Here is a 25,575-nt window from a genome sequence, read left to right as displayed (position 1 = left end):
CGATGGCCATGCCGCTGCGCCAGTCCATCAAGGTCGCTACATACTTGGCTGAACAGAAGCTCCGCCGGCGCGACAAGTTCCCGCTCATCGTCGAACTGGAGCCGCTCTTCGCCTGCAACCTCAAGTGCGAGGGATGCGGCAAGATCCAGCACCCGGCGGGGGTGCTCAAGCAGCGCATGCCGGTCGCCCAGGCGGTGGGAGCGGTGCTCGAGTCCGGTGCGCCGATGGTGTCGATCGCCGGCGGCGAGCCTCTGATGCACCCGCAGATCGACGAGATCGTCCGCCAGCTGGTGGCCAAGCGGAAGTACGTCTTCCTGTGCACCAACGCCATGCTGCTGCGCAAGAAGATGGACAAGTTCACGCCCTCGCCGTACTTCGCCTTCGCCGTGCACATCGACGGGCTGCGCGAGCGGCACGACGAGTCCGTCGCCAAGGAGGGCGTGTTCGACGAGGCCGTCGAGGCGATCAAGGAGGCCAAGCGGCGCGGCTTCCGGGTCACCACCAACTCGACGTTCTTCAACACCGACACCCCGCAGACCATCGTCGAGGTGCTGAACTTCCTCAACGACGACCTCGAGGTCGACGAGATGATGATCTCGCCGGCGTACGCCTACGAGAAGGCGCCCGACCAGGAGCACTTCCTCGGCGTGGAGCAGACCCGCGAGCTGTTCAAGAAGGCCTTCGCGGGCGGCAACCGGCGCCGCTGGCGGCTCAACCACTCGCCGCTCTTCCTGGACTTCCTGGAGGGCAAGGTCGACTTCCCGTGCACCGCGTGGGCGATCCCCAACTACTCGCTGTTCGGCTGGCAGCGCCCCTGCTACCTGATGAGCGACGGCTACGTGCCGACCTACCGCGAGCTGATCGAGGAGACCGACTGGGACCAGTACGGCCGCGGGAAGGACCCGCGCTGCGCCAACTGCATGGCGCACTGCGGCTACGAGCCCACCGCCGTCCTCGCCACCATGGGCTCGCTGAAGGAGTCCCTGCGGGCCATGCGCGAGACGGTCTCAGGAAACCGGGAGTGACCTCATGACCGCCGTCCCTCTGGGCGTTCCCGAGGTACCGGTCCGGCCGATCGCCGAGCGGCGCCCGTCGCGGCGGATCCACGTCGGGCCGGTGCCGGTCGGGGGCGGGGCCCCGGTGTCGGTGCAGTCGATGACGACGACCCGTACGTCGGACATCGGCGCCACCCTTCAGCAGATCGCCGAGCTGACCGCGTCCGGCTGCGAGATCGTCCGCGTCGCCTGCCCCACGCAGGACGACGCGGACGCGCTGGCGACCATCGCCCGCAAGTCGCAGATCCCGGTGATCGCGGACATCCACTTCCAGCCGAAGTACGTGTTCGCCGCGATCGAGGCGGGCTGCGCGGCCGTACGCGTCAATCCCGGCAACATCAAGCAGTTCGACGACCGGGTGAAGGAGATCGCGCGGGCCGCCAAGGACCACGGCACGCCGGTCAGGATCGGGGTCAACGCCGGGTCGCTCGACCGGCGGCTGCTGCAGAAGCACGGCAGGGCGACCCCGGAGGCGCTGGTCGAGTCGGCGCTCTGGGAGGCGTCGCTCTTCGAGGAGCACGGCTTCCGGGACATCAAGATCTCGGTCAAGCACAACGACCCGGTCGTGATGATCGAGGCCTACCGGCAGCTCGCCGAGCAGTGTGATTACCCGCTGCACCTCGGCGTCACCGAGGCCGGTCCGGCGTTCCAGGGCACGATCAAGTCGGCGGTCGCCTTCGGCGCGCTGCTGTCCCGGGGCATCGGCGACACCATCCGAGTGTCGCTGTCGGCCCCGCCGGCCGAGGAGGTCAAGGTCGGCATCCAGATCCTGGAGTCGCTGGGCCTTCGGCAGCGGCGGCTGGAGATCGTGTCCTGCCCGTCCTGCGGGCGCGCCCAGGTCGACGTCTACAAGCTGGCCGACGAGGTCACCGCCGGCCTTGAGGGCATGGAGGTGCCCCTGCGGGTCGCCGTCATGGGGTGCGTGGTGAACGGCCCGGGCGAGGCCCGTGAGGCGGACCTTGGCGTCGCCTCCGGCAACGGGAAGGGGCAGATCTTCGTCAAGGGCCGGGTCGTCAGGACCGTCCCCGAGTCGAAGATCGTGGAGACCTTGATCGAGGAGGCGATGAAGATCGCCCAGCAGATGGAGCAGGACGGCGTCGCGTCGGGGGAGCCGGCCGTCACCGTGAGCTGAACACCACGGACCGAAGGGGGCCCGAGCGTGACGATTCTGGAGAGCATCCGGGGACCACGCGACCTGAAGGCGCTGCCCGAAGAGCAACTGGGCGAACTGTCCGACGAGATCAGGGACTTCCTGGTGCACGCGGTCGCCAGGACCGGCGGCCATCTCGGGCCCAACCTGGGCGTGGTGGAACTGACCATCGCCCTGCACCGGGTCTTCGAGTCGCCGGCCGACCGCATCCTGTGGGACACCGGCCACCAGAGCTATGTGCACAAACTGCTCACCGGGCGGCAGGACTTCTCCAAACTGCGCGGCAAGGGCGGCCTGTCCGGCTATCCCTCGCGCGAGGAGTCCGAGCACGACGTCATCGAGAACAGCCACGCCTCCACCGCCCTCGGCTGGGCCGACGGGCTCGCCAAGGCCCGCGAGGTGCGCGGCGAGAGCGGGCACGTCGTCGCGGTCATCGGCGACGGGGCGCTCACCGGCGGCATGGCCTGGGAGGCGCTGAACAACATCGCCGCCGCCAAGGACCGGCCGCTGATCGTCGTCGTCAACGACAACGAGCGCTCCTACGCGCCGACCATCGGCGGCCTCGCCCACCACCTCGCCGCCCTGCGCACCACCGACGGCTACGAGCGGGCGCTGGCCTGGGGCAAGGAGGTGCTGCAACGCACCCCCGTGGTAGGACATCCGCTCTACGAGGCGCTGCACGGCGCCAAGAAGGGCTTCAAGGACGCGTTCGCCCCGCAGGGCATGTTCGAGGACCTGGGCCTGAAGTACGTCGGCCCGATCGACGGCCACGACGTGGCCGCCGTCGAGTCGGCGCTGCGGCGCGCCATGCGCTTCCACGGGCCGGTGCTGGTGCACTGCCTCACCGAGAAGGGCCGCGGCTACGAACCGGCCCTCGCGCACGAGGAGGACCACTTCCACACCGTCGGCGCCATGGACCCGCTCACCTGCGCCCCGCTGGCCCCCTCCGGCGGGCCGTCCTGGACCTCGGTGTTCGGCGACGAGATGGTGCGGATCGGCGAGGAGCGGGCGGACGTCGTGGCGATCACGGCGGCCATGCTGCGCCCCGTCGGCCTCGGCCGGTTCGCCGAGCGGTTCCCGGACCGGGTGTGGGACGTCGGCATCGCCGAGCAGCACGCCGCGGTCTCCGCGGCCGGTCTCGCCACCGGCGGGCTGCACCCGGTCGTCGCCGTCTACGCCACCTTCCTCAACCGGGCCTTCGACCAGCTGCTGATGGATGTCGCGCTGCACCGGTGCGGGGTGACCTTCGTGCTGGACCGGGCCGGGGTGACCGGGGTCGACGGGGCCTCCCACAACGGCATGTGGGACCTGTCGGTCCTCCAGGTGGTGCCGGGGCTGCGGATCGCCGCGCCCCGCGACGCCGACCAGCTGCGGGCCCAGCTGCGGGAGGCGGTCGCCGTGGACGACGCGCCGACCCTGGTGCGCTTCCCGAAGGAGTCCGTGGGGCCGGTGATCCCCGCGGTGGACCGGGTGGGCGGCATCGACGTCCTGCACCGCGCCGAGGCGGCCGAGGTGCTGCTGGTCGCCGTCGGTGTGATGGCGCCGGTGTGCCTCCAGGCGGCGGAGCTGCTCGCGGCACGCGGGATCGGCTGCACGGTCGTCGACCCGCGCTGGGTCAAACCGGTCGACCCGGAGCTGCCCGACCTCGCCGCCCGGCACCGGCTGGTGGCCGTCGTCGAGGACAACAGCCGCGCGGCCGGGGTCGGGGCCGCGGTGGAGCTGGCGCTCGGTGACGCCGACGTGGACGTGCCGGTGCGCCGGTTCGGCATTCCCGAGCAGTTCCTCGCCCATGCCAAGCGCGGCGAGGTGCTGGCCGACATCGGTCTCACCCCGGTCGAGATCGCGGGCCGGATCGGCGCGAGCCTGGCGGGCCGGGCGCAGCGGGCGATGCGGGCTGAGCGGCCGGAGAGGCCGGAAGGGCCGCAGAGCCCGGATGCGGGCGTGGCGGGCTCGCACGAAGCGGGTTCGCAGCCAGCGGCCCCGGAGCGAGTCACCGGACCGCAGGAGCCCGCAGCGCCCGCCGCCGTCGACGAGAAGCCGTCCGAGGAGACCCACGCATGACCACCGCGGAATCCGCGTCCCAGCCCTCGGAGCCGGCGCCCTCCGGGGAGTTCGACCTGGGCGCGCTGCTCGCCGAGCGCGGCGGCGAGCGCTACGAGCTGCACGCCCGGTACCTGAACCACCAGTTGCCGCGCATGCTGCACACCATCGGCTTCGACAAGGTCTACGAGCGGGCCGAGGGCGCGTACTTCTGGGACGCGGACGGCGACGACTACCTGGACATGCTCGCCGGGTTCGGGGTGATGGGCCTCGGCCGGCACCACCCCGTCGTCCGGAAGGCGCTGCACGACGTCCTCGACGCCCAGCTCGCCGACCTCACCCGGTTCGACTGCCAGCCGCTGCCCGGACTGCTGGCCGAGCGGCTGCTCGCGCACAGCCCGCACCTGGACCGGGTGTTCTTCGGCAACAGCGGCACCGAGGCCGTCGAGGCCGCGCTGAAGTTCGCCCGGTACGTCACCGGCCGGCCGAGGATCCTGTACTGCGCGCACGCCTTCCACGGACTGACCACCGGCTCGCTCTCCGTGAACGGCGAGTCCGGCTTCCGGGACGGCTTCGCCCCGCTGCTGCCGGACACCGCCGTCCCGCTCGGCGACCTCGACGCGCTCGCCCGGGAGCTGAAGCGGGGCGACGTGGCCGCGCTCATCGTGGAGCCGATCCAGGGCAAGGGGGTGCACGAGGCGCCGCCCGGCTATCTGCGCGCGGCCCAGGAGCTGCTGCACCGGCACAAGGCGCTGCTCATCGCGGACGAGGTGCAGACCGGCCTCGGCCGCACCGGCGACTTCTACGCCTACCAGCACGAGGACGGGGTCGAGCCGGACCTGGTGTGCGTGGCGAAGGCGCTGTCCGGCGGCTATGTGCCGGTCGGCGCCACCCTGGGCAAGGACTGGATCTTCAAGAAGATCTACTCCTCGATGGACCGGGTGCTGGTCCACTCGGCCAGCTTCGGGGCCAACGCGCAGGCCATGGCGGCGGGTCTCGCGGTGCTGTCGGTGATGGAGAACGAGCAGGTGGTGGCCGGTGTCCGGGCCACGGGCGAGCTGCTGAAGTCCCGGCTGGCCGCGCTCGTCGACCGCTATGAACTGCTCTCCGAGGTCCGCGGCCGGGGCCTGATGATCGGCATCGAGTTCGGCAGGCCCACGTCGCTGAAGCTGCGCGGCCGGTGGGCCATGCTCCAGGCCGCGCGCAAGGGTCTGTTCGCGCAGATGGTGGTCGTGCCGCTGCTCCAGCGGCACCGGATCCTCACCCAGGTCTCCGGCGACCACATGGAAGTGATCAAGCTGATCCCGCCGCTGATCATCGGGGAGCGGGAGGTGGACCGGTTCGTGGACGCCTTCACGGCCGTGATGGACGAGGCGCACAGCGGCGGCGGGCTGATGTGGGACTTCGGCAAGACGCTGGTGAAGCAGGCGGTGGCGAACCGGTAGTTCCTGATCCCTGTATGGTCGCCGCTCCGGTGCCTGGTTCCGCTCCCCGGTTCCGGTGCCAGGGGCCCGTGGCGCTTTTGCCTGTGAGGCAAGAAATTTGCCCGGAAGGCAACAGTCCGGCTGAATGGAGGCATGAGCTCCTCCGCCGCCGTCCCCGGCTCCGAGCCCGCCGGTGACCTGGCCACCGTGGCCCCGCAACTGCGCTCGCTGCGCCGCCGGGCCTCGCTCACCCTGGAGGCGGCGGCCCGCGCGGCCGGGCTGTCGCCCGCCCATCTCTCCCGGCTGGAGACCGGGCATCGCCAGCCGTCGCTGCCGATGCTGCTCGCTCTCGCCCGGGTCTACGGTACGACCGTCTCGGAACTGCTCGGCGAGACGGTCGCCGACCGGGACGCCGTGGTGCGCGCCGCCGACATGGAGCCGACCGCGGCGGGCGGCTGGACCTACCGGCAGGCCGGCGCGGCCGGACGCGGCATGCAGGCCCTGCGCGTCCATGTGCCGCACGGCTCCCAGGGCGACATCGTGCGGGTGCACCCCGGCGAGGAGTGGCTGTACGTCCTCCAGGGACGGCTCCGGCTGCGCCTCGGCGACACCACGCATCTGCTCGGCCCGGGCGACAGCGCGCACTTCGACTCGCTGACCCCGCACCGCATCGCCGCCGAGGACCCGGACGGCCTCGACCTGCTCTTCGTCCACACCCTGTTGCAGAGCCCCACGGCCGCGCTGTGCCTCGGCCCCGCCACCCACGTCACCGGAGAGACGCCATGAGCCGATCCCAGCCGCGATCCCAGCCGAACAAGTCCGACCGCCAGGTCTGGGTGCGGCTGTTCATCTACGTGGCCGCGGGGCACGTCTTCGCCGCCTTCCTCTTCCTGCTGTTCGCGGTCGGAGGAAAGTAGCGGCGGGGCCGCACGGCCGGAGTCAGTCGACCAGCCGCTCCCGCAGCCGCTCACGGGTCTGCGGGGTGACCTTCAGGCCCTGCTCCAGATAGGTGTCGACATCGCCCCAGGTCTGCTCGATGGTGTCGAACGCCGCCTCCAGATACTCGGCGCGCGCGTCGAAGAGCGGGCTGAGCAGTTCCATGACCTCGGGCGAGTAGGCCGAGGCGGAGCTGCTGCTGCGGCGCACCTTGTAGCGGCGGTGCTTGGCGTTGGACTCCAGGTAGTCGGCGACGATCGCCTCGCGCTCGACACCCAGCGCGAGCAGTGTCACCGCGATCGACAGGCCCGCGCGGTCCTTGCCCGCGGCGCAGTGCATCAGCGCGGGCACACTGTCCTCGGCGAGGGCGTGCAGCACCTGGGAGTGCTCGGCGGTGCGCTCCTTGATGATCGTGCGGTACGAGGCGATCATCCGCTCCGCCGCCTTGCCGTCCGCCAGCAGTCCGCGCAGCTGGTCCAGGTCGCCGTCGCGGACCATCTTCCAGAACTCGGCGCCGTCGGCCGGGTCGCTCAGCGGCAGGTTGACATTGCGCACGCCCGGCAGCTCGACGTCCGGGCCCTCCAGCTTCTGGTCCGCGGCGTTGCGGAAGTCGAAGATCGTGTGCAGGCCCAGGGAGGAGAGGAACACCGCGTCCTCGGCGGTGGCGTGCGCGAGATGGCCGCTGCGGTAGAGCACGCCGTGGCGCACCCGGCGGCCGTCGACGGTCGGGAGGCCGCCCACGTCGCGGAAGTTGCGCACTGCGGCCAGTTCGGGCTCGGTCGACGGGACCTGCTGCGTCACGTGGGCTCCTCCCAGTCGGCCCCGCCGCGCTGCTCGTCGGCGGGCACGTCCTCGACGATACGACATGGATTCCTGAGGCAATGAAGTTGTCCACAGCCGGGCCGGCCGGCCCGTCGGCGGTTGTCCACAGGCGTTGCCCGAACCCCTTTCGCCCCTCGATCATGTGGATGTCCGGTCGGAGCTGTCGGAATCTGTGGGGGAATGATGCTGGACATCGCCAGGGACGGTCGGACGTGGCTGCTGTCGGGCCCGAAGAGCAGTTACGCCGTCCACCTCACCGAGGACGACGCGCTGCTGCATCTGCACTGGGGCCCCAGGATCGCGCTCGCCGACGCCGAGGCACTGGCCGGCCGGCCGCTGCCGGACCACTGGCCGTTCGAGTCGGCGCTCGACGGCCGCGAGGAGTACCCGGTCGAGGGCGGCCCCCGGTTCGCACGACCCGCCCTTTCGGTGCGCACCGACGAGCGCCGCGGCACCGAGTGGGCCTTCGAGGCGTACGAGACCGAGGGTGGGGGCGAGGAGCTGCGGCTCCGCTTCCGGGACGCGGGGCTGACGATCACCCTGCACTACCGGATGCGGGACGACGTCGTGGAGCGCTGGGTGACCCTGCGCAACGAGGGGCCCGTGGTCGAGGTGCTGCGCGCCGACTCCGCGACCTGGACCCTGCCCGACCGCGAGGACTGGCGGCTCTCCCAGCTGCACGGCCGCTGGGCCGCTGAGTCCCGGCTGACCACCGCGCCCCTCACCTACGGGGAGAAGGTCGTCGGCAGCCGGCGCGGCCACACCGGCCACCAGCACCTGCCATGGGTGGCGCTGGACACCGACGCCACGGAGGAACGCGGCGAGGTCTACGGCTGCGCTCTTGGCTGGTCCGGCTCCTGGCGGATCGCCGTGGCCCAACTGCCCGACGCCAAGGTGCAGATCACCGGCGGCGCCGGACACGACGACTCGGGGCTGACCCGGCTGGCGGCGGGGGAGAGCTTCACGACGCCCGTCTTCGCCGGGCTGTGGAGCGACGGCGGCTTCGGCGGCGCGAGCCGCGCCTGGCACGCCTACCAGCGCGCGCACGTCATCCCCGACGCGGACCGGGACCGCCCGGTGCTGTTCAACTCCTGGGAGGCCACCGGGTTCGACATCTCCGAGGAGCGGCAGCGGGCGCTCGCCCGGCGGGCCGCCGCCGTCGGCGTGGAGCTGTTCGTGGTCGACGACGGCTGGTTCGGCGCCCGCACCGACGACCGGGCCGGGCTCGGCGACTGGACACCCAACCCGGACCGCTTCCCGGCCGGTCTGAAGCCCCTCGCCGACGAGGTGCACGCCCTCGGGATGCGGTTCGGGATCTGGGTCGAGCCCGAGATGGTCAACCCGGACAGCGATCTGTACCGCGCCCACCCGGACTGGGTGCAGTTCCATACCGGTCGAAAGCGGACGGAATTCCGCAATCAGCTCGTACTCAACCTGGCGCGGGAGGACGTCCAGCAGTACCTCTGGGGGCAGCTGGACGGCCTGCTCTCCAGTGCTCCCGTCGACTATGTGAAGTGGGACTTCAACCGCTGCTTCACCGACGCCGGCTGGCCCGGCGAGCCGTATCCGCAGCGGCTGTGGGCCGACCATGTGCGGGCCCTGTACGCGCTGCTGGACCGGCTGCGCGCGGCCCACCCCGGGGTCGCCTTCGAGTCCTGCTCGGGTGGCGGCGGCCGGATCGACCTCGGCGTGCTCGGCCGGACCGACCAGGTGTGGACCTCCGACAACACCGACCCGCTCGACCGGCTCGCGATCCAGCACGGCTTCAGCCAGCTCCACCCCGCGCGCGTGATGGCCGCCTGGGTCACCGACAGCCCCAACGCCATGCTGAACGGCCGGGTCAGCTCGCTGCGCTTCCGGTTCGTGAGCGCGATGGCCGGGGTGCTGGGGGTCGGCGGCGACCTGGGCCGGTGGACCGAGGAGGAGCTGACGGAGGCCGCCGAGTGGGTGGCGCTCTACAAGGAGATCCGGCCGCTGGTGCAGCGCGGGGATCTGTACCGTCTGCGGCCTCCGCGCGGCGGGCTGAGCGCCGTCCAGTACGTCCTGGGTGACGAGACGGTCGTCCTCGCCTGGCTCCAGGCACAGCACCACGGTGAGCCCGCTCCGGCGCTGCGGCTGCGCGGGATCGATCCGACGGCATCGTATGAATGCCATGAAACGGGCGAAGTGCACCGAGGTGCCGTATTGCTGCATCACGGACTTCTCACAGGATTGCGGGGGGATCTCGATGCGACGGTTCTCCGTCTCCGTCGCATCTGAGCGATGTGTCCGAATTGGAGCCTTCGTTGTAACTCGGTCTGGAATAAAGAGTTGTGGGGAGGGGCGCGTGAGCAGCGTCATACAGGTGACGGTGAGTCGCCCGTCATGTCCACGTAATTCACCCTCTTCTTAAGGGCTTTTGGACAAAAGGGCGGCTGCGTAATCAACGGACAGTGACCGGGAATTCTGTGGCGGAAGGGCGTGAAACGCATTCAAGGGCAACCATTCGCTTGTCCTTGTGCGTCCGGGTCGCTTACGTTCCACCTCGATCCGGGCGGACGCCTAATCCTGCCGCCGCCTGGTGCCCGCGCTAACTCACCCGTGCACGGCAGGAGCGGGGGACCCACAGGTTTGACCGCCTGTTCCGGTTCCCGGAACGGCTCGGGGTAAAGCCGCGTCCCGACGTGGCCGGACATCTCCAGTCCGCACCCGACAGCTCACCTCGTAGGCGCCGGAGAGGAATTCGCCATGCCCGCCAAGGGTAAGCACCGCCGTCCCAAGACCCTGCGCTTCACTCGTTCCATCGCCGTCGCCGGTACCGGTGGCGCCGCGCTCGCCCTCCCTCTGATGGGAGCGGCCGGCGCCCACGCCGCCACCCCGCAGTCCGCCGCGGAGCAGGCCGTCCAGTCGGTCGCCTCCGTCCAGAAGGCGGCCGCGGCGGACAAGGCCGCCGACAAGGGCTCCGGTGTCCGGACCTACACCGTGAAGTCCGGCGACTACCTCTCGAAGATCGCTGTCGAGCAGGACGTCGACGGCGGCTGGAAGAAGCTGTACGCGGACAACCGCACCGCCGTCGGCGCGGACCCGTCGCTGATCCACCCCGGTCTGAAGCTGTCCATCGGCAAGAAGGCCGCGGCGAGCGCTCCCGAGTCCTCGTCCTCCGAGACCTCCGAGTCGTCGCAGTCCGCACAGAAGCAGTCCGCGCAGAAGTCGCAGTCGTCCGACACCTCGCAGTCGAGCGAGGCCTCGAAGCCGGTCGAGTCGTCGCCCTCGCAGGCCGCCCCGGCCGCCCAGGCCGCCGACACGGCCGACACCGCCACCTCCACCGCGGCCGGCGGCTTCAGCGCCCCGGTCTCCGGCGCCGGTGTCGGCACCGCCTACAAGGTGGCGGGCAGCATGTGGTCCAGCGGCTACCACACCGGTGTCGACTTCGTCGTCCCGACCGGCACCTCGCTCAAGGCCGTCGGCGCCGGCACCGTCGTCTCCGCCGGCTGGGGCGGTGCGTACGGCAACCAGGTCGTCATCAAGCTCGCCGACGGCTACTACGCCCAGTACGCCCACCTCTCTTCGCTCTCGGTGTCGGCCGGCCAGTCCGTGACCGCGGGCCAGCAGGTCGGTCTGTCCGGTGCGACCGGCAACGTCACCGGCCCGCACCTGCACTTCGAGATCCGCACCACCCCGGACTACGGCTCGGACGTGGACCCGATCGCCTACCTCCGCGCCAAGGGCGTCGCCATCTGACGCCACTCCGCCGTGCCGGTACCTGACACCGGCGGCACCGCCGGTACCTGACGACCGGCGGCCCGCGCCCGCACACGCCGAAGGCCGGACCCGATCCACGGGTCCGGCCTTCGGCGTGTGCGGCTTTGCGCGTTCATGATCGTTTCATTGCGGTCGTGTGGCATCCCTGTTCGAGGCATCGACATGGGGTCGAGGGTGAGGACAGAGTGGTTCCCGAGGGTCAGCAAGCGCTTTCCCCGCGCTTCTACGTCCCCTCTCCGTCTTTCCTCTCCGTCTCCACCCCTCTCCTCCCTCCTCCTCGCCCATGAAGGAGCACTGCCCCATGCACCCCCTCGGACGCCGAAGAATCGGTGCCGTCGTCGCCTCGGCCCTGCTGGCCGGGCTGTTCTCCGCACCCGCCGGGCACGCCGCCGAGCCCCGCCGGATCGTGGAGAACCTGGACCGCGGCCTGGTCGCCGTGCCCTCCGGCGCCGGCACCTTCCTCAGCTGGCGCCTCCTCGGCACCGAGTACGCGCGATACGGCGACGCCCTCGCCTTCAACGTGTACAAGGACGGGCGGCGGCTGAACCGCGCGCCGGTCACCAAGTCGACGACCTACCAGGACGACACCCGCGGCACCGGCACCTACACCGTGCGCGCCGTCGTCCACGGCCGCGAACTGCGGCCGAGCGCGCCCGCCCTCGCCCTGGCCGACGGCCACGCCGAGATTCCCCTCGCCGCCGCCGACGGCTACTACGTCCACCACGCCTGGCCCGGTGACCTCGACGGCGACGGACGCTACGAACTCGTCGTCAGCCGGCTGTCGCAGACCCGGGACCGGCCCGACCTGCTGGAGGCGTACACGCTCACCGGCGAGCGGCTGTGGCGGGTCGACCTCGGCCCCGGCTCGTACACCCAGGTGGGCGGCAACGGCGCCAACGACCCGGCGCCCGCCGCGATCAGCGGCTCGACCCAGATCGGCGGCTACCGCAACGACGACAACGTCACGGTGTACGACCTCGACAGCGACGGCAGCGCCGAGGTGCTGGTGCACACCGCCGCCGGCACCACCTTCGCGGACGGCGGCCAGGTCACCGCCGACTCGCCGGCCCGGCAGTTCGTCTCCGTGATCGACGGCGCCACCGGCACCGAGCGCACCCGTCAGCCCGTGCCCGACGACTTCACCGCCGACGGCCCGTCCGGCGGCCACTTCGGCATCGCCCACCTCGACGGTGTGCACCCCAGCCTGGTCACCAAGCTGGTCACCCGCGTCGGCGCCCGCCGCGGCGCCTTCCGGACCCTCTTGCAGGCCTGGGACTTCGACGGCACCGAGCTGACCCGCCGCTGGAAGTACGTCGTCCCCGCGGACAGCGGCGCGACCAGCTTCCACCAGATCCGCACCGTCGACGTCGACCAGGACGGCAGGGACGAGATCGCCGACGGCAACTACGTGGTGAACGCCGACGGCACGCTGCGCTACGTCGTCGACGGCGCAGGCCACGGCGACCGCTTCGACATCGGCGACCTCGACCCCGAACGCCCCGGCCTCGAGGGCTTCGCCATCCAGCAGTCCGAACTGGGCATCGTGTCCAAGTTCCCCTGGTACTACTACGACGCCGACACCGGTGAGCGTCTGGCGACCGGCGTGCACCCGGCCGACCCGGTGAGCGAGGCCGACCTCGACGTCGGCCGGGGCAACGCCGCCGACATCGACCCCGGCCACCCGGGCTACGAGTACTGGACCTCCACCGCCGACGTGACCCGGCCCGGCGCGGGCGTCTTCAACGTTCGGGACGGCAAGGTCGCGACGACCACGCCCAGCGTCAACTTCCGGATCTGGTGGGACGGGGACAAGGCGTCCGAACTCCTCGACCACACCTACGTCGAGAAGTGGGACCCTGCGAGCGAGACCACCACGCGGATCCTCGACCCGTCCGGTGTCGTCGCCGGCCCGCGCAACGCCACCCCCTTCTACGGCGATCTGCTCGGCGACTGGCGCGAGGAGATCCTCGCCGAGACCGCCGACCACAGCGCGCTGCGCCTCTACACCACCACCGAGCCGACGCGGACCCGCCTCTACACCCTCGCCCAGAACCCGGCCTACCGCCTCGGCTGGACCGTGCGCGGCTATCTCCAGTCCACGTACACCGACTACTACCTCGGCACCGAGACCCGCCGGGTGCCGAAGCCCTCGATCACCACTCCCGAAGGAGCCGACTCCCGTGACCACCACGCGTAGAGCCTTCGGCGCGCTGGCGGCCGGCGCCGCCCTTGCCGCCCTCACCCCGGCGGGCCCCGCGCAGGCCGCGCCCCGCCACGGCCGCCTCATCGCCCGCGACGACTTCCGTCACGGCCTCGGCCAGTGGGCCACCGAACTCCAGGACGGCGGCACCGTCACCGCCTCCCGAGGAGTGCTGGAGATCGACGTGCCGAGCGGCGCGACGGTCTGGTTCAAGCAGCGGCTGCGCGGGCCGTACGTCCTCCAGTACACGGCGACACCCGTCTCCGCGGGCGGCCCCAACGACCGTGTCTCGGACCTCAACAACTTCTGGAACGCGACCGACGTCCGCTCCCCGGACGACCTCTTCGCCACCCCGCGCGGCGGCGCGCTGGCCGAGTACGACCTGCTCAAGACGTACTACGTCGGCTACGGCGCCAACACCAACACCACGACCCGACTGCGCCGTTACGTCGGCGAGGCCGGGGTCCGACCGCTGGTGTACGACTACACCGAGCCGCTGCTGGTGCCCAACCGGCCGCACCGGGTGCGGATCGTCTCCGACGGTTCGACCGTGCGGTGGTGGAACAACGGGCGGCTGGTCTTCGACTGGACCGACCCGGATCCGTACACCTCGGGGCATTTCGCCTTCCGGACCGTGTGGAGTCACTTCCGCATCAGTGACTTCCAGGTGCGGCGCCTTATTCCGTAGTTGACCAATCCTTGAAGAGTGGCTTATCTCACCGCCCGTCAACCCTTCCCTACGATCGCGTAGGTCACATTCGAAGGTGAATCATGGGCCGACGTGGCAGACGATTCGAAGAATGACAGCAGATCAGTGATCGGGTCGTACGTGGCGGTGGGGGACAGCTTCACCGAGGGCGTCGGCGACCCCGGCCCCGACGGGGCGTTCGTCGGCTGGGCCGACCGGTTCGCGGTACTGCTCGCGGACCGGCGGCCCGAGGGCGACTTCCGGTACACGAACCTCGCCGTGCGCGGGAAGCTGCTCGACCAGATCATGGCCGACCAGGTGCCGCAGGCCGTTCGCATGGCCCCGGACCTGGTCTCCTTCTGTGCCGGCGGCAACGACATCCTGCGGCCCGGCACCGACCCCGACGAGGTCGCCGAGCGGTTCGAGCGGGCGATCGCCGCGCTGACCGCCGCCGCGGGCACCGTACTGGTCACCACCGGCTTCGACACCCGTGGTGTGCCGCTGCTCAAGCATCTGCGCGGCAAGATCGCGACGTACAACGGGCATGTGCGGGCCGTCGCCGACCGGTACGGCTGTCCGGTGCTCGACCTGTGGTCCCTGAAGTCCGTCCAGGACCGCAGGGCCTGGGACGGCGACCGGCTCCACCTCTCGCCCGAGGGGCACACCCGGGTCGCCCTGCGCGCGGGCCAGGCGCTGGGCCTGCCCGTGCCCGCCGACCCCGAGCAGCCGTGGCCGCCGCTCCCGCCGCGCGGCACGCTGGAGGTCCGCCGCGACGACGTGCACTGGGCCCGCGAGTACCTGGTGCCGTGGATCGGCCGCCGCCTGCGCGGCGAGTCCTCCGGCGACCATGTCACCGCGAAGGGCGCTCTGTCTCCGGACGACATCAAGCTGCGGATCGCCGCCGTCGCGTAGGACGCGGTGGCCGCGGGGGCCTTGCGTGCGCGGTGGGGTCGCGGGGGACGGGGGACCGGGGCGCGGGGTCCGGCGGGATGGTTCGCGTGGCGCGCGTGGTGGCGCCCCCGTCACACGGTCGCCGGCCGGGCTCGCGGCCCCCGGCCGGCGATCGGGCAGCGGCCCTGGCCCGGCAGCAAGGCCGCTCCCGTCCCCCTACGCCTGCGGCAAGCCCAGTTCTCGGGTCAGGGCCTCGTCCACCCACTGCTGGGCCTTGGTGCGGGAGAGCGTGCCGGTGTAGGAGGTCAGCTGGACGGCGAGGCCGTCGAGGAGCGCGGTGAGGCGGAGGGCGGAGGCGGCGGGGTCCGGGCAGTGGAACTCGCCCGCGGCGACGCCCTCGGCGATCACCTCCGCCAGGGCCGCCTTCCACTGCCTGTCGAGGTCCCGGGTGACGTCCCGCAGCGCGGGCTCGCGCAGCGCCGCCGACCAGCCCTCGATCCACAGCCGCCAGCCCTTGGCCTGGCCCGTGGGGGCGTACCAGCGGACCGCCGCGCGCAGCCGGCGCAGCGCGGTGGTGCGCCGGCCGAGGAGCCCGCGCAGATGGGCGAGGTCGTCCTCGGCCGCGTAGGCGAACGCGGCGGCGACGAGCTTCTCCTTGGTGGAGAAGTGATAGAGGACCAGCGCGTTGCTCACGCCGAGCGCCGCCGCCACGTCCGCGATCCGGACCGCCGCCACGCCCCGCGCCTCGATCTGTCCGACCGCTGCCCGCAGCAACTCCTCGCGCCGCTGTTCGACGCTCAACCGCACTCTCGCCACGCGGTCACCCTAGCGGGCGGAGTCGGAGCCCCCGGCCGTCACCGGTACCAGCCGAAGCGCTCGGCGATCACCGGCAGCCGTTCCTCGGCCAGGGCGTGCGCGGCGGCCCTCGGGGTCGTTCCGTCGGCCTCCGCGCGGGCCAGCGTCCGGTCGGTCAGCTCGCGCACGGCACGGCGTACGTGGGCGAACGCCTCGTCGGGGTCGGCGCCGATGTCGCCGAAGAGCGTCCACCACCACCAGGCGTTGGTCGCGGAGTTGACGACGACGTCCGGCAGCACGGTCACGTCCCGCGCGGCCAGCGGCCCCTCCGCCTCCGGCAGAACGGGCATGTTGGCGGCCTCGGCGATCCAACGCGCGGTGACGAGGGCCTGGTTGTCGGCGTCGATCGTGTAGGAGACGGCCGCCGGCACCAGCACCTCCGCGTCGATGGACAGCCATGCCTCGCCGGGCAGCTCACGGTCGCCGGGCCGCAGCGCGGAGCGGTCCACCGTGCCGTGGTCGTCCCGCGCGGCGAGCAGCGCCTCCACGTCGAGGCCCGCCGGGTTGGCGACGGTGCCCTTGATGTCGGCGACGGCCACGACGGTCAGACCCGCCCCGGCGAGGAACCGCGCGGTGGCGCCGCCCATGGTGCCGAACCCCTGCACGGCGACCCGTGTGCCCGGGTACGGCACCCCGGCCCGGTCCAGCGCGGTCAGCACCGACTCGGCGACCCCGCAGCCGCCGACCAGCTCGTCCAGCCCGATGCCGTCCACCGTCGAGGCGAACGCGTCGGCGAGCCGCCGTCGGGCGGCGGCCTCGTCCTCGAGCAGCGGGTAGACGGCCTGGACGGAGGAGACGAGCCCGGCTTCGACGGCGGCCCGGTCCACCAGGTCCTGGCTGAGACCCAGGTCCTCCCCGGTGGTCCAGAAGCACTCGACGTACGGCCGCATGGCCCGCAGGTAGCGCACCAGCAGCCCGTACGCCTCCGGGTCGCGCGGGTCGCAGTCGATGCCGCCCTTGGCGCCGCCGAGCGGGACGTACCGGTTCTCGGGGCGGTAGTGCAGCGCCTCCTTCATGGTCATCCCGCGGGCGAGCCCGGCCACCTCGTCCAGCGTGCAGCCGGGGCGCATCCGCAGGCCGCCGCTGGAGACGCCGCGCACCAGGCGGTCGACGACCAGGAAGCCCCGGCTGCCGGTGACGTGGTCGGTCCAGGTGAGGGAGATCAGGGGGCCGGTCATGCGGGCTCCTCGGTGCGGGCGTTCCTACTGAATGGCGAGTCAGTATCGGGACCCTGCTCGGTTCATGTCAACGCGGTGTCGGCGAGCGGACCATAATGGAGGCCTCACCGACTCCACCAGGAGGTACCGTGGCCGGTTCCCGTTCCCTGAGCTCCGGGCTCCGCGCCCTGCGGCCCGTGGCCTTCGGCGCGGACCCCAGCGGTGAGCGCATGGCGCGGATCCGCAGATCGCCGCACTCCAAGGACGGCGTCTTCCAGAACCCCGGCGGCCCCTCGCGGATCCGGCCCTCCGGCTCGACCCGGGACTTCGCCAGGATCTACTTCGACAAGGAAGCCCGCGCCCGCCGCGCCCCCCAGGGCACCCTGCCGGTGCACGGCACCACCCTCGCCGACCTCGCCAAGCCGCCGGCCACCGGTCTGCGGCTGACCTGGATGGGCCACTCCAGCGTGCTCGCGGAGATCGACGGGCAGCGGGTGCTCTTCGACCCCGTCTGGGGTGAGCGCTGCTCCCCGTTCCCGTTCGCCGGACCGCGGCGGCTGCACCCGGTCCCGCTCCCGCTCGCCGCCCTCGGCCCGGTCGACGTCGTCGTCATCTCGCACGACCACTACGACCACCTGGACATGCCCACGATCAAGGCGCTGGCCGGCACGGACACCCTCTTCGCCGTACCGCTCGGCGTGGGCGCCCACCTGGAGGCCTGGGGCGTGTCGTCCACGCGTCTGCGCGAGCTGGACTGGCACGAGTCGACCCGGGTCGGCGGCCTCACCCTGACCGCCACCCCGGCCCGCCACTTCTGCGGCCGCGGTCTGCGCAACACCCAGCACACCCTCTGGGCGTCCTGGTCCGTCGCGGGCGAGGAGCACCGGGTGTTCCACAGCGGCGACACCGGCTACTTCGACGGCTTCAAGGAGATCGGCGCAACGTACGGCCCGTTCGACGCCACGATGATCCAGATCGGGGCCTACAGCGAGTTCTGGCCGGACATCCACATGACCCCCGACGAGGGCGTACGGGCCCATCTCGATCTGCTGGGCGGCAGTCCGGGCGGGGTGCTCCTGCCGATCCACTGGGGCACCTTCAACCTGGCCCCGCACGCCTGGGCGGAGCCGGGGGAGTGGACGAAGGACGCCGCGGCGGCGGCCGGGCAGGCGGTGGCCGTACCGCGGCCGGGCGAGCCCTTCGAGCCCGCCGGGAAGCTTCCCGCCGAGCCGTGGTGGCGGTCGGTGTCCGCCCCGGTCGCGCGCCCCTGGCGGGAGGCCGCACAGCCGGACACCGCCGCTGCCGGGCAGCCCGACCTCGACCTCGCCGGCGAGCACTGACACCGGGGAGCACTGTTACCGGCGAGCACTGACACCGGGGAGCACTGACACCGCGGGCACTGGCACACGCGAGCACCGGCAGGGCACCGGGCGGCGCGTGACGCGTCCCACCCGTGCGGTGCGGAACCCGGCGCCCGGACGGTCCGTCTCCCGGAGCGGGTTGAGTGCGCTCCGGTCGTTTTCCGTACCCCTCCCTGAGGACCGGGGCCGGATGCGAGGATGAGGCGCCATGACTGCTGGGTGGTGCTCCCGCATGCTGCGGGCCGCGTTGTTCGCGGCCGTCTGCGTGCTGCTCGCCGCCCTGGGCCATGTGCTGATGTCCGGCACCGACGTCCCGGCCTGGGCGCTCGCGGCCGGTGCGGCCGTCACCTGCGGCGCGGGCTGGTGCCTGGCGGGGCGTGAGCGCGGACTGCCGCTGGTCGTCACCGTCGTGGTCGTGGCCCAGACCGCGCTGCACTCGGCCTTCTCCTTCGCCCAGTCGGCGAGCGCGGGCCCCGCTGCCCCGGTCCCGGCGGCGGACTCCATGACCGCGACGTCCTCGACGGCCTCGACACCGTCCTCCACCATGCTCATGGACATGGGCGCGCCCCACGCCCACGCGCACCCGATCGCCGCCACGCACACCCACCACGCCACGGAAGCCATGAACGCCATGGACACGGCGGACGCGGTGGGTGCCATGGACGCGATGGACATCGGGCCCCTGGGCATGGGCCACGCCATGGCCGGATCCTCGTCGTACGGCATGTTCGCCGCTCATCTGCTGGCCGCGCTGCTGTGCGGGCTGTGGCTGGCGTACGGCGAGAAGGCCGCGTTCCGCATCCTGCGGGCCGTGGCCGGATGGCTGGCCGCGCCGCTGCGGCTGTTCTTCGCCCTGCCCGTCACCCCGGAGCGTCCGCGCGTCCGCGCGCGGCGCCGCCGTTCGGAGCGGGCGCCACGTCTGCTCCTCGTCCACGCGATCACTTCTCGGGGTCCGCCCGTGGGGACCGCTGTCGCCTGACGACAGCCGGCACCACCCGAGGCCGCCCGTGTACGGCGCCTCGGGTCACGGCCGTACGCCCGCACCGGTGCCGTACGGCCGTCCTCCCCTCACCGGACCGGCCGCGCGCCGACGCGTCCCGGCCCGGATCACGGATGACCGAGAAGGATACCAAGTGATCACTTCTGCTCCGCCCGCCTCACGCGGCGCGTACGACCGGACTCCGCACAGGGACGAGTCGATCACCGCCTGGGCCCTCGCCGCCCGCAGCGGTGACACCGAGGCCGTCGAACGCTTCGTGCGCGCCCTGCACCGCGACGTCCTGCGCTACGTCGCCCATCTGTGCGCCGACCCCCAGGCCGTCGACGACCTGGCACAGGACACGTTCCTGCGCGCGCTCGGCAGCCTGCACCGGTTCGAGGGCCGCTCCTCGGCGCGCGCGTGGCTGCTGTCCATCGCCCGCCGCGCGGTGGTCGACAGCCACCGGCACGCCTCCGCGAGACCCCGCCTGTCCGACGTGGCCGACTGGCAGCTGGCCGTGGAGCACGCGCAGCCGCGCGGCCTGCCGGGGTTCGACGACGGCGTCGCGCTGCTCGACCTGCTGGCGGCGCTGCCCGACGAGCGGCGGGAGGCGTTCGTCCTCACCCAGCTGGTCGGCCTGCCGTACGCGGAGGCGGCCGCGCTCAGCGACTGCCCGGTCGGGACGGTCCGCTCCCGCGTCGCACGGGCGCGCGCGACCCTGCTCGATCTGCTGGACGAGCAGGCCTCGTCCGCCCTCCGGGCGGCCTGAGACCGGGGAGCGCGCCAGGTGCCCGCCACCGCCGGGCACCGGTGCGCTCTCCCGTGCCGGGCGCGCGGTGCGCCGCGCCCAGGACGCGGCGCCCGGCCGTGGGCGAGTCCGCGTGCGTCCGTGGGCGCGTTCGTGATCCTCACCGATCCGGTCGACGCCGAAGCGGAATCGCCGAACCGGAATCGACGGGCCGGCCACACGAATCCCGCTCCGCCTATGTGGGCCCGTCCCATAGGGGCTCCGCCGCGCGCTGCCTAGCCTTGCGCCCTCGCAAGGGTGCGAAGGAGACAGAGGAGCGTGGAGCGCATGAGACGGTTCCTTGCCACGGCGGGCCTCGCGGGCACGCTGATCGCCGGCATGTGTGCGCCCGTGGCGCACGCCGAGCCGGTGACGGTGTCCTGCACGGGCCTGGTCGGGCTGGCGATCCCGGCCGCCGCGATCGGCCTGCCGACCACCGGCGGCGAGGTGACCGCGGCCCAGCAGGTGCCCGCGTCCGGGCAGGGCACGGCCGCGACCGGTGCCTACTGCCGCGTCGACGCGGTCGTCCGCCCCGTGGACCCGACCGCCCCGGACATCAGGCTTCGCGTCGCCCTGCCGGTGCTCTGGAACGGCGGCGCGATGATGCTCGGCGGCGGGGGCTACGACGGGACCGTGCCGGACGTGGCGGGCAATGTACCGTTCGGCCCCGTCGACCGGCCCACCCCGCTGGCCCGCGGATACGCCGTGTTCGCCGGGGACTCCGGTCACCAGGCCGCCCCGGACCACCAGCCGACCCCGAGCCTCGACGGTTCCTTCGGCGGCAACGACGAGGCGCTGCGCAACTTCGCCGGGAACGCCCTGAAGAAGACCCGCGACGCCGCCCGGTACGTCCTGCGCGCCCACTACGGGACGAGCCCCGCCCGCAGCTACTTCGCCGGAGGGTCCACCGGCGGCCGCGAGGCCCTCGCCGTCGCCCAGCGCTGGCCGGCCGACTTCGACGGCGTCATCGCCGTCTACCCCGCCTGGAACGCCGCGAGCCTCGACCTGTTCTTCGGCTACGAGGCCCAGGTGCTCGCCCAGCCGGGCGCCTTCCCCGGACCGGCCCAGCAGGAACTGCTCCACCGCAGCGTCATCGAGGCCTGCGACGGGGACGACGGACTGCGCGACGGCGTCATCTCCGACGAGGCGGGCTGCCGCTTCGACCCGCGCACCCTGCGCTGCCCCGACGAGGCTGACGAGGCCGAGGAGACGGCAGACACGGCAGGCCGAGGCGGCGTGGGCGGCACGAGCACCACCGGCGCCACCGCCGTCTGCCTGACCGACCGTCAGATCGACGCGGTGAAGGCCCTGTCCACCCCGCTGCGCTGGAAGTACGAGCTCGCCAGCGGCGAGACCGGCTACCCGGGCTTCCCCTTCCTCTCCGGCGCCGACATGACGACCCCGCTGCTCGGCATGGGCAGCCAGGCACCCGCCGACCCGATGCCGAGGACCAGCGGCTACGGCGTCCAGTTCTGGGACCAGTGGGTGAAGTACTTCGTCACCCGCGACCCCGCCCGCGGCGCCCTCACCGTCGACCCGCTCGCCCCCGGCCGCTGGCAGCGCCGTATCAGCGAACTGTCGGCGCTCCAGGACGTCAACGACCCGGACCTGAGCCGCTTCGCGCGGGCCGGCGGCAAGCTGCTGGTCCTGCACGGCACGGCCGACGAACTGGTCAGCCACCGCTCCACCGTGGAGTACTTCCGGCGCGTCCAGCGGGTCATGGGCAAGCGCGCCACCCAGGAGTTCGCCCGGCTCTACCTGGTGCCCGGCGCCAACCACGCCAACATCGGCACGCCCTTCGCGGCGAGCTGGGACTCGCTGACCGCCCTGGAGGACTGGACGCGCACCGGCGAGGCCCCGCGGAACCCCGTCGTCACCGACCGCAACCCGGGCGCCGGTCTCCGCACCCGGCCGCTGTGCGCCTACCCGGCCTGGCCGCGGTACACCGGCACCGGCGACCCCGGCGCGGCGAGCAGCTTCCGGTGCCGCACCGGTGGCGGACGGTGAGCCGGGCCTACTTCGTCGCCCCCTGCGCGAAGCCGTTGTAGATGTAGCGCTGGAGGAACAGGAACACCAGCAGCGTCGGCAGGATCACCAGGATCGCCCCGGCCGAGATGTTCTCCCAGTGCGCCCCGAACGGGCCCTTGAACCGGAACAACGCGGTGGAGATCGTCCCCAGATCCTCCGACGGCATGTAGAGGAACGGGATGTAGAAGTCGTTGTACGTGGTGATGCCCTTGATGATGACGACGGTGGCGATCGCCGGCTTCAGCATCGGGAAGATGATCCTGCGGTAGATGGTGAAGGCGTTGGCCCCGTCCAGCCGCGCGGCCTCGTCCAGCGAGACCGGGATGCCGCGGATGAACTGGAGGAAGATGTAGATCGACACGATGTCCGTGCCCATGTACAGCAGGATCGGCGCCCAGCGCGTGTCGAACAGGCCGAAGCTGTTGACCACTTGGAAGGTCGCCACCTGGGTCGTCACCCCGGGGACCAGGGTGGCGACCAGGAACAGGGCCATCACCAGCTTCTTGAGGCGGAACTCGAAGCGGTCGATGGCGTACGCCGTCATCGAGCCGATCACCACCGTGCCGGTGATGGAGAACAGCAGGATGAAGGCGGTGTTGCCGAAGGCCGTGAGCATATGGCCGTCGGTGAAGGCGGTCGCGTAGTTGGAGAAGTTGAGCCAGTCGTCGGGCAGGCTCAGCGCGCCGCCGCCGTCGGCGACCTCCCGCGAGGTCTTGAGCGAGGTGAGGAGCACGACGACGAGCGGGATCAGCACCACGAGGGACGCGATCACCAGGGACAGATAGGTCAGCGCGGTGGCGATGCCGGAGGGGCGGCGCTTGTGCGGCCGGCCGGGCGCGGTGAGGGTCATACGAGGTCCACCTTGTCGTCGGGCACCAGACGGCGCTGGATCCAGGTGATCAGCAGGATGATCAGCAGCAGCACCACGGCGCAGGCCGAGGCCAGGCCCGTCTTGTTGAACTGGAAGGCGAGCTTGACCGTCTGGATGACGAAGGTCGAGGTGCCGGTCGCGCCGCCGGTCATGATGTAAGGGATCTCGAAGACGGCCAGGGAGCCGGAGATCGCCAGGATGACACTGAGGCTGAGCACGGGCCGGATGCTGGGGGCGATGATGTGCCGGAACTGCTGCCAGCGGGTCGCCCCGTCCAGCTGCGCCGCCTCATAGAGCTCGCCCGGCACGGACTGGATCGCGCCGAGGAACAGCACGAAGTTCAGACCCGTGAAGCGCCACACGGAGACACCGGCCAGCGAGGTGTTCGCCGATTCCGGGTCGCCCAGCCAGGCGTGGTCGCCGCCGATGCCGAGGAAGGACAGGATCGAGTCGAGGGTGCCGCCGTCCTGGAAGAAGTAGAGGAAGACGAAGCCGATCGCGACCCCGTTGATCAGATAGGGGAAGAACAGGATGCCCTTGAAGAGGTTCCTGAACCGCAGATCGAAGCTGAGCACGGTGGCGAAGTAGAGGGCGATGACGATCTGCACGACGGACGCCGCGAGGTAGTAGAGGCTCACCGCGAACACCCGGAACAGTTCGGGGCGGGTGAACAGCTGGGTGTAGTTCTCGGCGCCGACGAACTCGCGGTCGGGGCTGACGCCGTCCCAGTCGGTGAAGCTGTAGAAGAGCATGTTGCCCACCGGCACATAGGTGAACGTGATCAGCAGTGCCAGGGGGACCACCAGGAACAGCCAGGGCGTGACCCGGCGCAGCGGATGGTCGCGCCAGGAGCGCGCCCGGGCGGCCGAGTGCCGGGGGCGCCGGGGGTCCGGGTCCGCCTTGCCGGCCGGTGCGGGCGGGGATGCGGTGGAGGTGGTGGTTCGGGTCATTGCGGGCGAGAGCCTTTCGTCGTCCTCTGCGGGCGCCGGCGCGCCGGGCACGGTCCGGGGCCGTGGTGGCCGGGACCCGGTGTGCGCCGGCCGGGGGCCGCCGGTCAGGAACCGGCGGTCCGCGCGGCTTCGGCCCAGCGCTTGTCGAGGTCGTCGAAGTAGTCCCGGAGCGATCCGTCCTGGGCGCCGCGGGCGATGTCGACGAGCTTCTGCCGGTAGTCCTGCTTGCTCAGGCCGATCTCGGCGGCGTTGTCGATAGCGTTGACCTCCGCCGTCCTGGTCTCGGAGCGCTCCACCATCTTGACATCGTTGTCAACGTAGGTCTTGAGGGTGTCGGGCAGGGAGGCGGTCTTCAGGGCGGAGACGGCGCCCTCCTCGGCGGAGTAGCCGGACTTCTCGGTGAACCAGTCGATCCAGGCGCGCGCCGCGGACTTGTGCTCGGAGTGGACGTTGACGGCCAGCTGGTAGTCGGAGACCAGCGTCGCGCAGAACTGTCCGTCCGCCTGGTACGGGAAGGGCATGAAGCCGATGTCGTCGGGGTTCTCGCCGGCCTTCTCGGCCGCGTCCCGCATCTGCGTGATGGCCCACGAGCCGAGCAGCATGCTGCCGATCTCACCCTTGGCCAGCAGGTTCTTGGACGCCTCCCAGTTGGTGGTGGTCGGGTCCTTCTCGGCCAGCCCGTCGTGGACGATGTCGTGCAGCAGCGTGTCGATCACATTGAGGTCCGAGCCGGCGGCCCACGGCTTCTCCGTCGTCGCCAGCTTGTCGGAGGCCTGGCTGTCGCAGCTGACCGATCCGACGCTGTTGGTCCAGGGGCTGCTGAGCGGCCAGCCGTCCTTGAAGTTCGTGTAGTACGGGGTGGCCCCGGTCTTCTCCCGGACCGTCCTCAGGTCGTCCAGGAACTCCCGCGGGGTGGTGGCCCAGTCGGTGATCCCGGCCCGCTTCCACAGCGCCTTGTTGTAGACGAGGCCATTGGCGGTGCCGAAGGTGGCGATGCCGTAGGTCCTGCCGTCGACATCGGTCTTGTCGGTGAAGAGGTACCGGTCGCGCATGGTGGGCGTGGCGCCGAGCGGCGCGAAGAACTTGGGGTAGTCGCCCTTGGCGACGGCCGAGGGGATCAGCAGGACGTCACCGTAGTTCTCGGTGTTCATCCGGATCTTCACCTCGCCCTCGTAGTCGGTGATGGCCTCGAACTTCACCGTCACGTCGGGGTAGGTCTTGTTGAACTCCGCGGCGTACTTCTTCATCGTGCCGTTCTGCACCAGGTCGGTCCGGTTGGTCAGGACCGTGATGGTGCCCGAGACGCCGTCCGGGTTCAATGGTGCGACCGCCGTCTCGCCGGCGTTCGGGGTCCCTCCGCCGCTGCACCCCACGACGGTCAGCATCGTGGTGGCCAGCAGCGCGGCGCTCAGGGTCTTCCTCCCCATGTGCCCAACTCCTTCCAAGGGTTACGGCTCGGGCTCCGGTGGTTGACGGCACTATGTCAGCCGTCGGTGAACCGGTAAAGCTCCCCTTCGAACCGAGATGCCCAATCGTTACCTGGCCTCGCGGGGTGATCTACGGCCTTCAGGCCATGGCCTGCGCTTTCTCGGGGCTGAGTCCTTGGAGACAGGGACTAGACCGGTTCATCTGTCGGGGCT

Annotated in this window: 21 protein-coding genes and 1 riboswitch; of the genes, 15 read left to right on the top strand and 6 right to left on the bottom strand. The window is 71.6% G+C overall.

The features are described from left to right. Positions 1-2: 2 nt before the first annotated feature. The 6 genes from hpnH (at position 3) to ABT232_RS21825 (ending at position 6,586) form a co-directional block, all read left to right on the top strand. Positions 3-1,025 carry an adenosyl-hopene transferase HpnH gene (hpnH, locus tag ABT232_RS21850; protein ID WP_351842352.1) on the top strand — a complete coding sequence of 341 codons (1,023 nt, stop codon included), beginning with the start codon at positions 3-5 and terminating at the stop codon, positions 1,023-1,025. A 4-nt stretch (positions 1,026-1,029) separates the two neighbouring features. Then, positions 1,030-2,187, top strand: a complete 1,158-nt coding sequence (gene ispG / locus ABT232_RS21845; protein WP_351842351.1) for a flavodoxin-dependent (E)-4-hydroxy-3-methylbut-2-enyl-diphosphate synthase — start codon at positions 1,030-1,032, stop codon at positions 2,185-2,187. Between the two features lie 27 nt (positions 2,188-2,214). Then, complete coding sequence (gene dxs / locus ABT232_RS21840) at positions 2,215-4,266, top strand: 1-deoxy-D-xylulose-5-phosphate synthase (RefSeq protein WP_351842350.1); 2,052 nt, start codon at positions 2,215-2,217, stop codon at positions 4,264-4,266. After that, entirely contained in the window at positions 4,263-5,690 is a 1,428-nt protein-coding gene (locus ABT232_RS21835) for an aspartate aminotransferase family protein (protein WP_351842348.1), read from the top strand. Before dxs ends, ABT232_RS21835 begins: the two co-directional genes overlap by 4 nt. A gap of 132 nt (positions 5,691-5,822) precedes the next feature. Then, a complete protein-coding gene (locus tag ABT232_RS21830; RefSeq protein WP_351842346.1) occupies positions 5,823-6,455 on the top strand; it encodes a helix-turn-helix domain-containing protein in 633 nt (210 codons plus the stop codon). After that, entirely contained in the window at positions 6,452-6,586 is a 135-nt protein-coding gene (locus ABT232_RS21825) for a DUF6126 family protein (RefSeq protein WP_351842344.1), read from the top strand. Before ABT232_RS21830 ends, ABT232_RS21825 begins: the two co-directional genes overlap by 4 nt. Before the next feature lie 22 nt (positions 6,587-6,608). Here the strand turns inward: ABT232_RS21825 and ABT232_RS21820 are convergent, their stop codons facing one another. Continuing rightward, on the bottom strand, positions 6,609-7,406 hold the full coding sequence (locus tag ABT232_RS21820; protein WP_351842342.1) for a tyrosine-protein phosphatase: 798 nt from the start codon (positions 7,404-7,406) through the stop codon (positions 6,609-6,611). A gap of 204 nt (positions 7,407-7,610) precedes the next feature. On the opposite strand from ABT232_RS21820, the gene ABT232_RS21815 reads away from it, so the two are divergent. From ABT232_RS21815 to ABT232_RS21795, 5 genes are all read left to right on the top strand, one after another. After that, positions 7,611-9,686, top strand: a complete 2,076-nt coding sequence (locus ABT232_RS21815; RefSeq protein ID WP_351842404.1) for an alpha-galactosidase — start codon at positions 7,611-7,613, stop codon at positions 9,684-9,686. A 298-nt stretch (positions 9,687-9,984) separates the two neighbouring features. Further along, positions 9,985-10,152: riboswitch (cyclic di-AMP (ydaO/yuaA leader) on the top strand. A gap of 2 nt (positions 10,153-10,154) precedes the next feature. Then, a complete protein-coding gene (locus ABT232_RS21810) occupies positions 10,155-11,147 on the top strand; it encodes a M23 family metallopeptidase (protein ID WP_351842340.1) in 993 nt (330 codons plus the stop codon). Between the two features lie 322 nt (positions 11,148-11,469). After that, complete coding sequence (locus tag ABT232_RS21805) at positions 11,470-13,365, top strand: rhamnogalacturonan lyase family protein (protein WP_351842338.1); 1,896 nt, start codon at positions 11,470-11,472, stop codon at positions 13,363-13,365. Next, positions 13,349-14,056 (top strand): DUF6250 domain-containing protein, encoded by a 708-nt coding sequence (locus tag ABT232_RS21800; protein WP_351842336.1) that lies wholly within the window; start codon positions 13,349-13,351, stop codon positions 14,054-14,056. The genes ABT232_RS21805 and ABT232_RS21800 overlap by 17 nt, the downstream gene beginning before the upstream one ends. A 126-nt stretch (positions 14,057-14,182) precedes the next feature. After that, positions 14,183-14,968, top strand: coding sequence for an SGNH/GDSL hydrolase family protein (locus ABT232_RS21795; RefSeq protein ID WP_351842402.1), 786 nt, complete (start codon positions 14,183-14,185; stop codon positions 14,966-14,968). Positions 14,969-15,163: 195 nt separating this feature from the next. Here the strand turns inward: ABT232_RS21795 and ABT232_RS21790 are convergent, their stop codons facing one another. Together ABT232_RS21790 and ABT232_RS21785 are read right to left on the bottom strand one after the other, a co-directional pair. Further along, on the bottom strand, positions 15,164-15,763 hold the full coding sequence (locus ABT232_RS21790) for a TetR/AcrR family transcriptional regulator (protein WP_351842334.1): 600 nt from the start codon (positions 15,761-15,763) through the stop codon (positions 15,164-15,166). Positions 15,764-15,801: 38 nt separating this feature from the next. Next, positions 15,802-16,980, bottom strand: a complete 1,179-nt coding sequence (locus ABT232_RS21785; RefSeq protein WP_351842332.1) for a glutamate dehydrogenase — start codon at positions 16,978-16,980, stop codon at positions 15,802-15,804. Positions 16,981-17,108: 128 nt separating this feature from the next. Between ABT232_RS21785 and ABT232_RS21780 the strand changes: the two genes are divergently transcribed. The 4 genes from ABT232_RS21780 (at position 17,109) to ABT232_RS21765 (ending at position 22,093) form a co-directional block, all read left to right on the top strand. Further along, positions 17,109-18,299, top strand: coding sequence for an MBL fold metallo-hydrolase (locus tag ABT232_RS21780; RefSeq protein WP_351842330.1), 1,191 nt, complete (start codon positions 17,109-17,111; stop codon positions 18,297-18,299). A gap of 229 nt (positions 18,300-18,528) precedes the next feature. Next, the gene (locus tag ABT232_RS21775) at positions 18,529-19,299 is read left to right on the top strand and encodes a hypothetical protein (protein WP_351842329.1); all 771 of its coding nucleotides are present in this window, start codon (positions 18,529-18,531) and stop codon (positions 19,297-19,299) included. A 154-nt stretch (positions 19,300-19,453) separates the two neighbouring features. Next, positions 19,454-20,068, top strand: a complete 615-nt coding sequence (locus ABT232_RS21770; protein WP_351842327.1) for a sigma-70 family RNA polymerase sigma factor — start codon at positions 19,454-19,456, stop codon at positions 20,066-20,068. A 306-nt stretch (positions 20,069-20,374) separates the two neighbouring features. Further along, a complete protein-coding gene (locus tag ABT232_RS21765) occupies positions 20,375-22,093 on the top strand; it encodes a tannase/feruloyl esterase family alpha/beta hydrolase (RefSeq protein ID WP_351842325.1) in 1,719 nt (572 codons plus the stop codon). Positions 22,094-22,100: 7 nt separating this feature from the next. Here the strand turns inward: ABT232_RS21765 and ABT232_RS21760 are convergent, their stop codons facing one another. The 3 genes from ABT232_RS21760 to ABT232_RS21750 all read right to left on the bottom strand — a co-directional run bounded on the left by ABT232_RS21760 (position 22,101) and on the right by ABT232_RS21750 (position 25,362). Next, positions 22,101-22,964, bottom strand: coding sequence for a carbohydrate ABC transporter permease (locus ABT232_RS21760; RefSeq protein WP_351842323.1), 864 nt, complete (start codon positions 22,962-22,964; stop codon positions 22,101-22,103). Then, positions 22,961-23,935, bottom strand: coding sequence for a carbohydrate ABC transporter permease (locus tag ABT232_RS21755; protein WP_351842321.1), 975 nt, complete (start codon positions 23,933-23,935; stop codon positions 22,961-22,963). The genes ABT232_RS21760 and ABT232_RS21755 overlap by 4 nt, the downstream gene beginning before the upstream one ends. Positions 23,936-24,039: 104 nt before the next feature. Continuing rightward, positions 24,040-25,362 (bottom strand): ABC transporter substrate-binding protein, encoded by a 1,323-nt coding sequence (locus ABT232_RS21750; RefSeq protein ID WP_351842319.1) that lies wholly within the window; start codon positions 25,360-25,362, stop codon positions 24,040-24,042. Positions 25,363-25,575 lie beyond the last annotated feature (213 nt).

The organism is Streptomyces sp. NPDC001532 (assembly GCF_040298625.1).
GTDB lineage: Bacteria > Actinomycetota > Actinomycetes > Streptomycetales > Streptomycetaceae > Streptomyces.
Note: the sequence above shows the minus strand (reverse complement) of the source record. Positions and strands in the feature narration are given on the sequence as shown.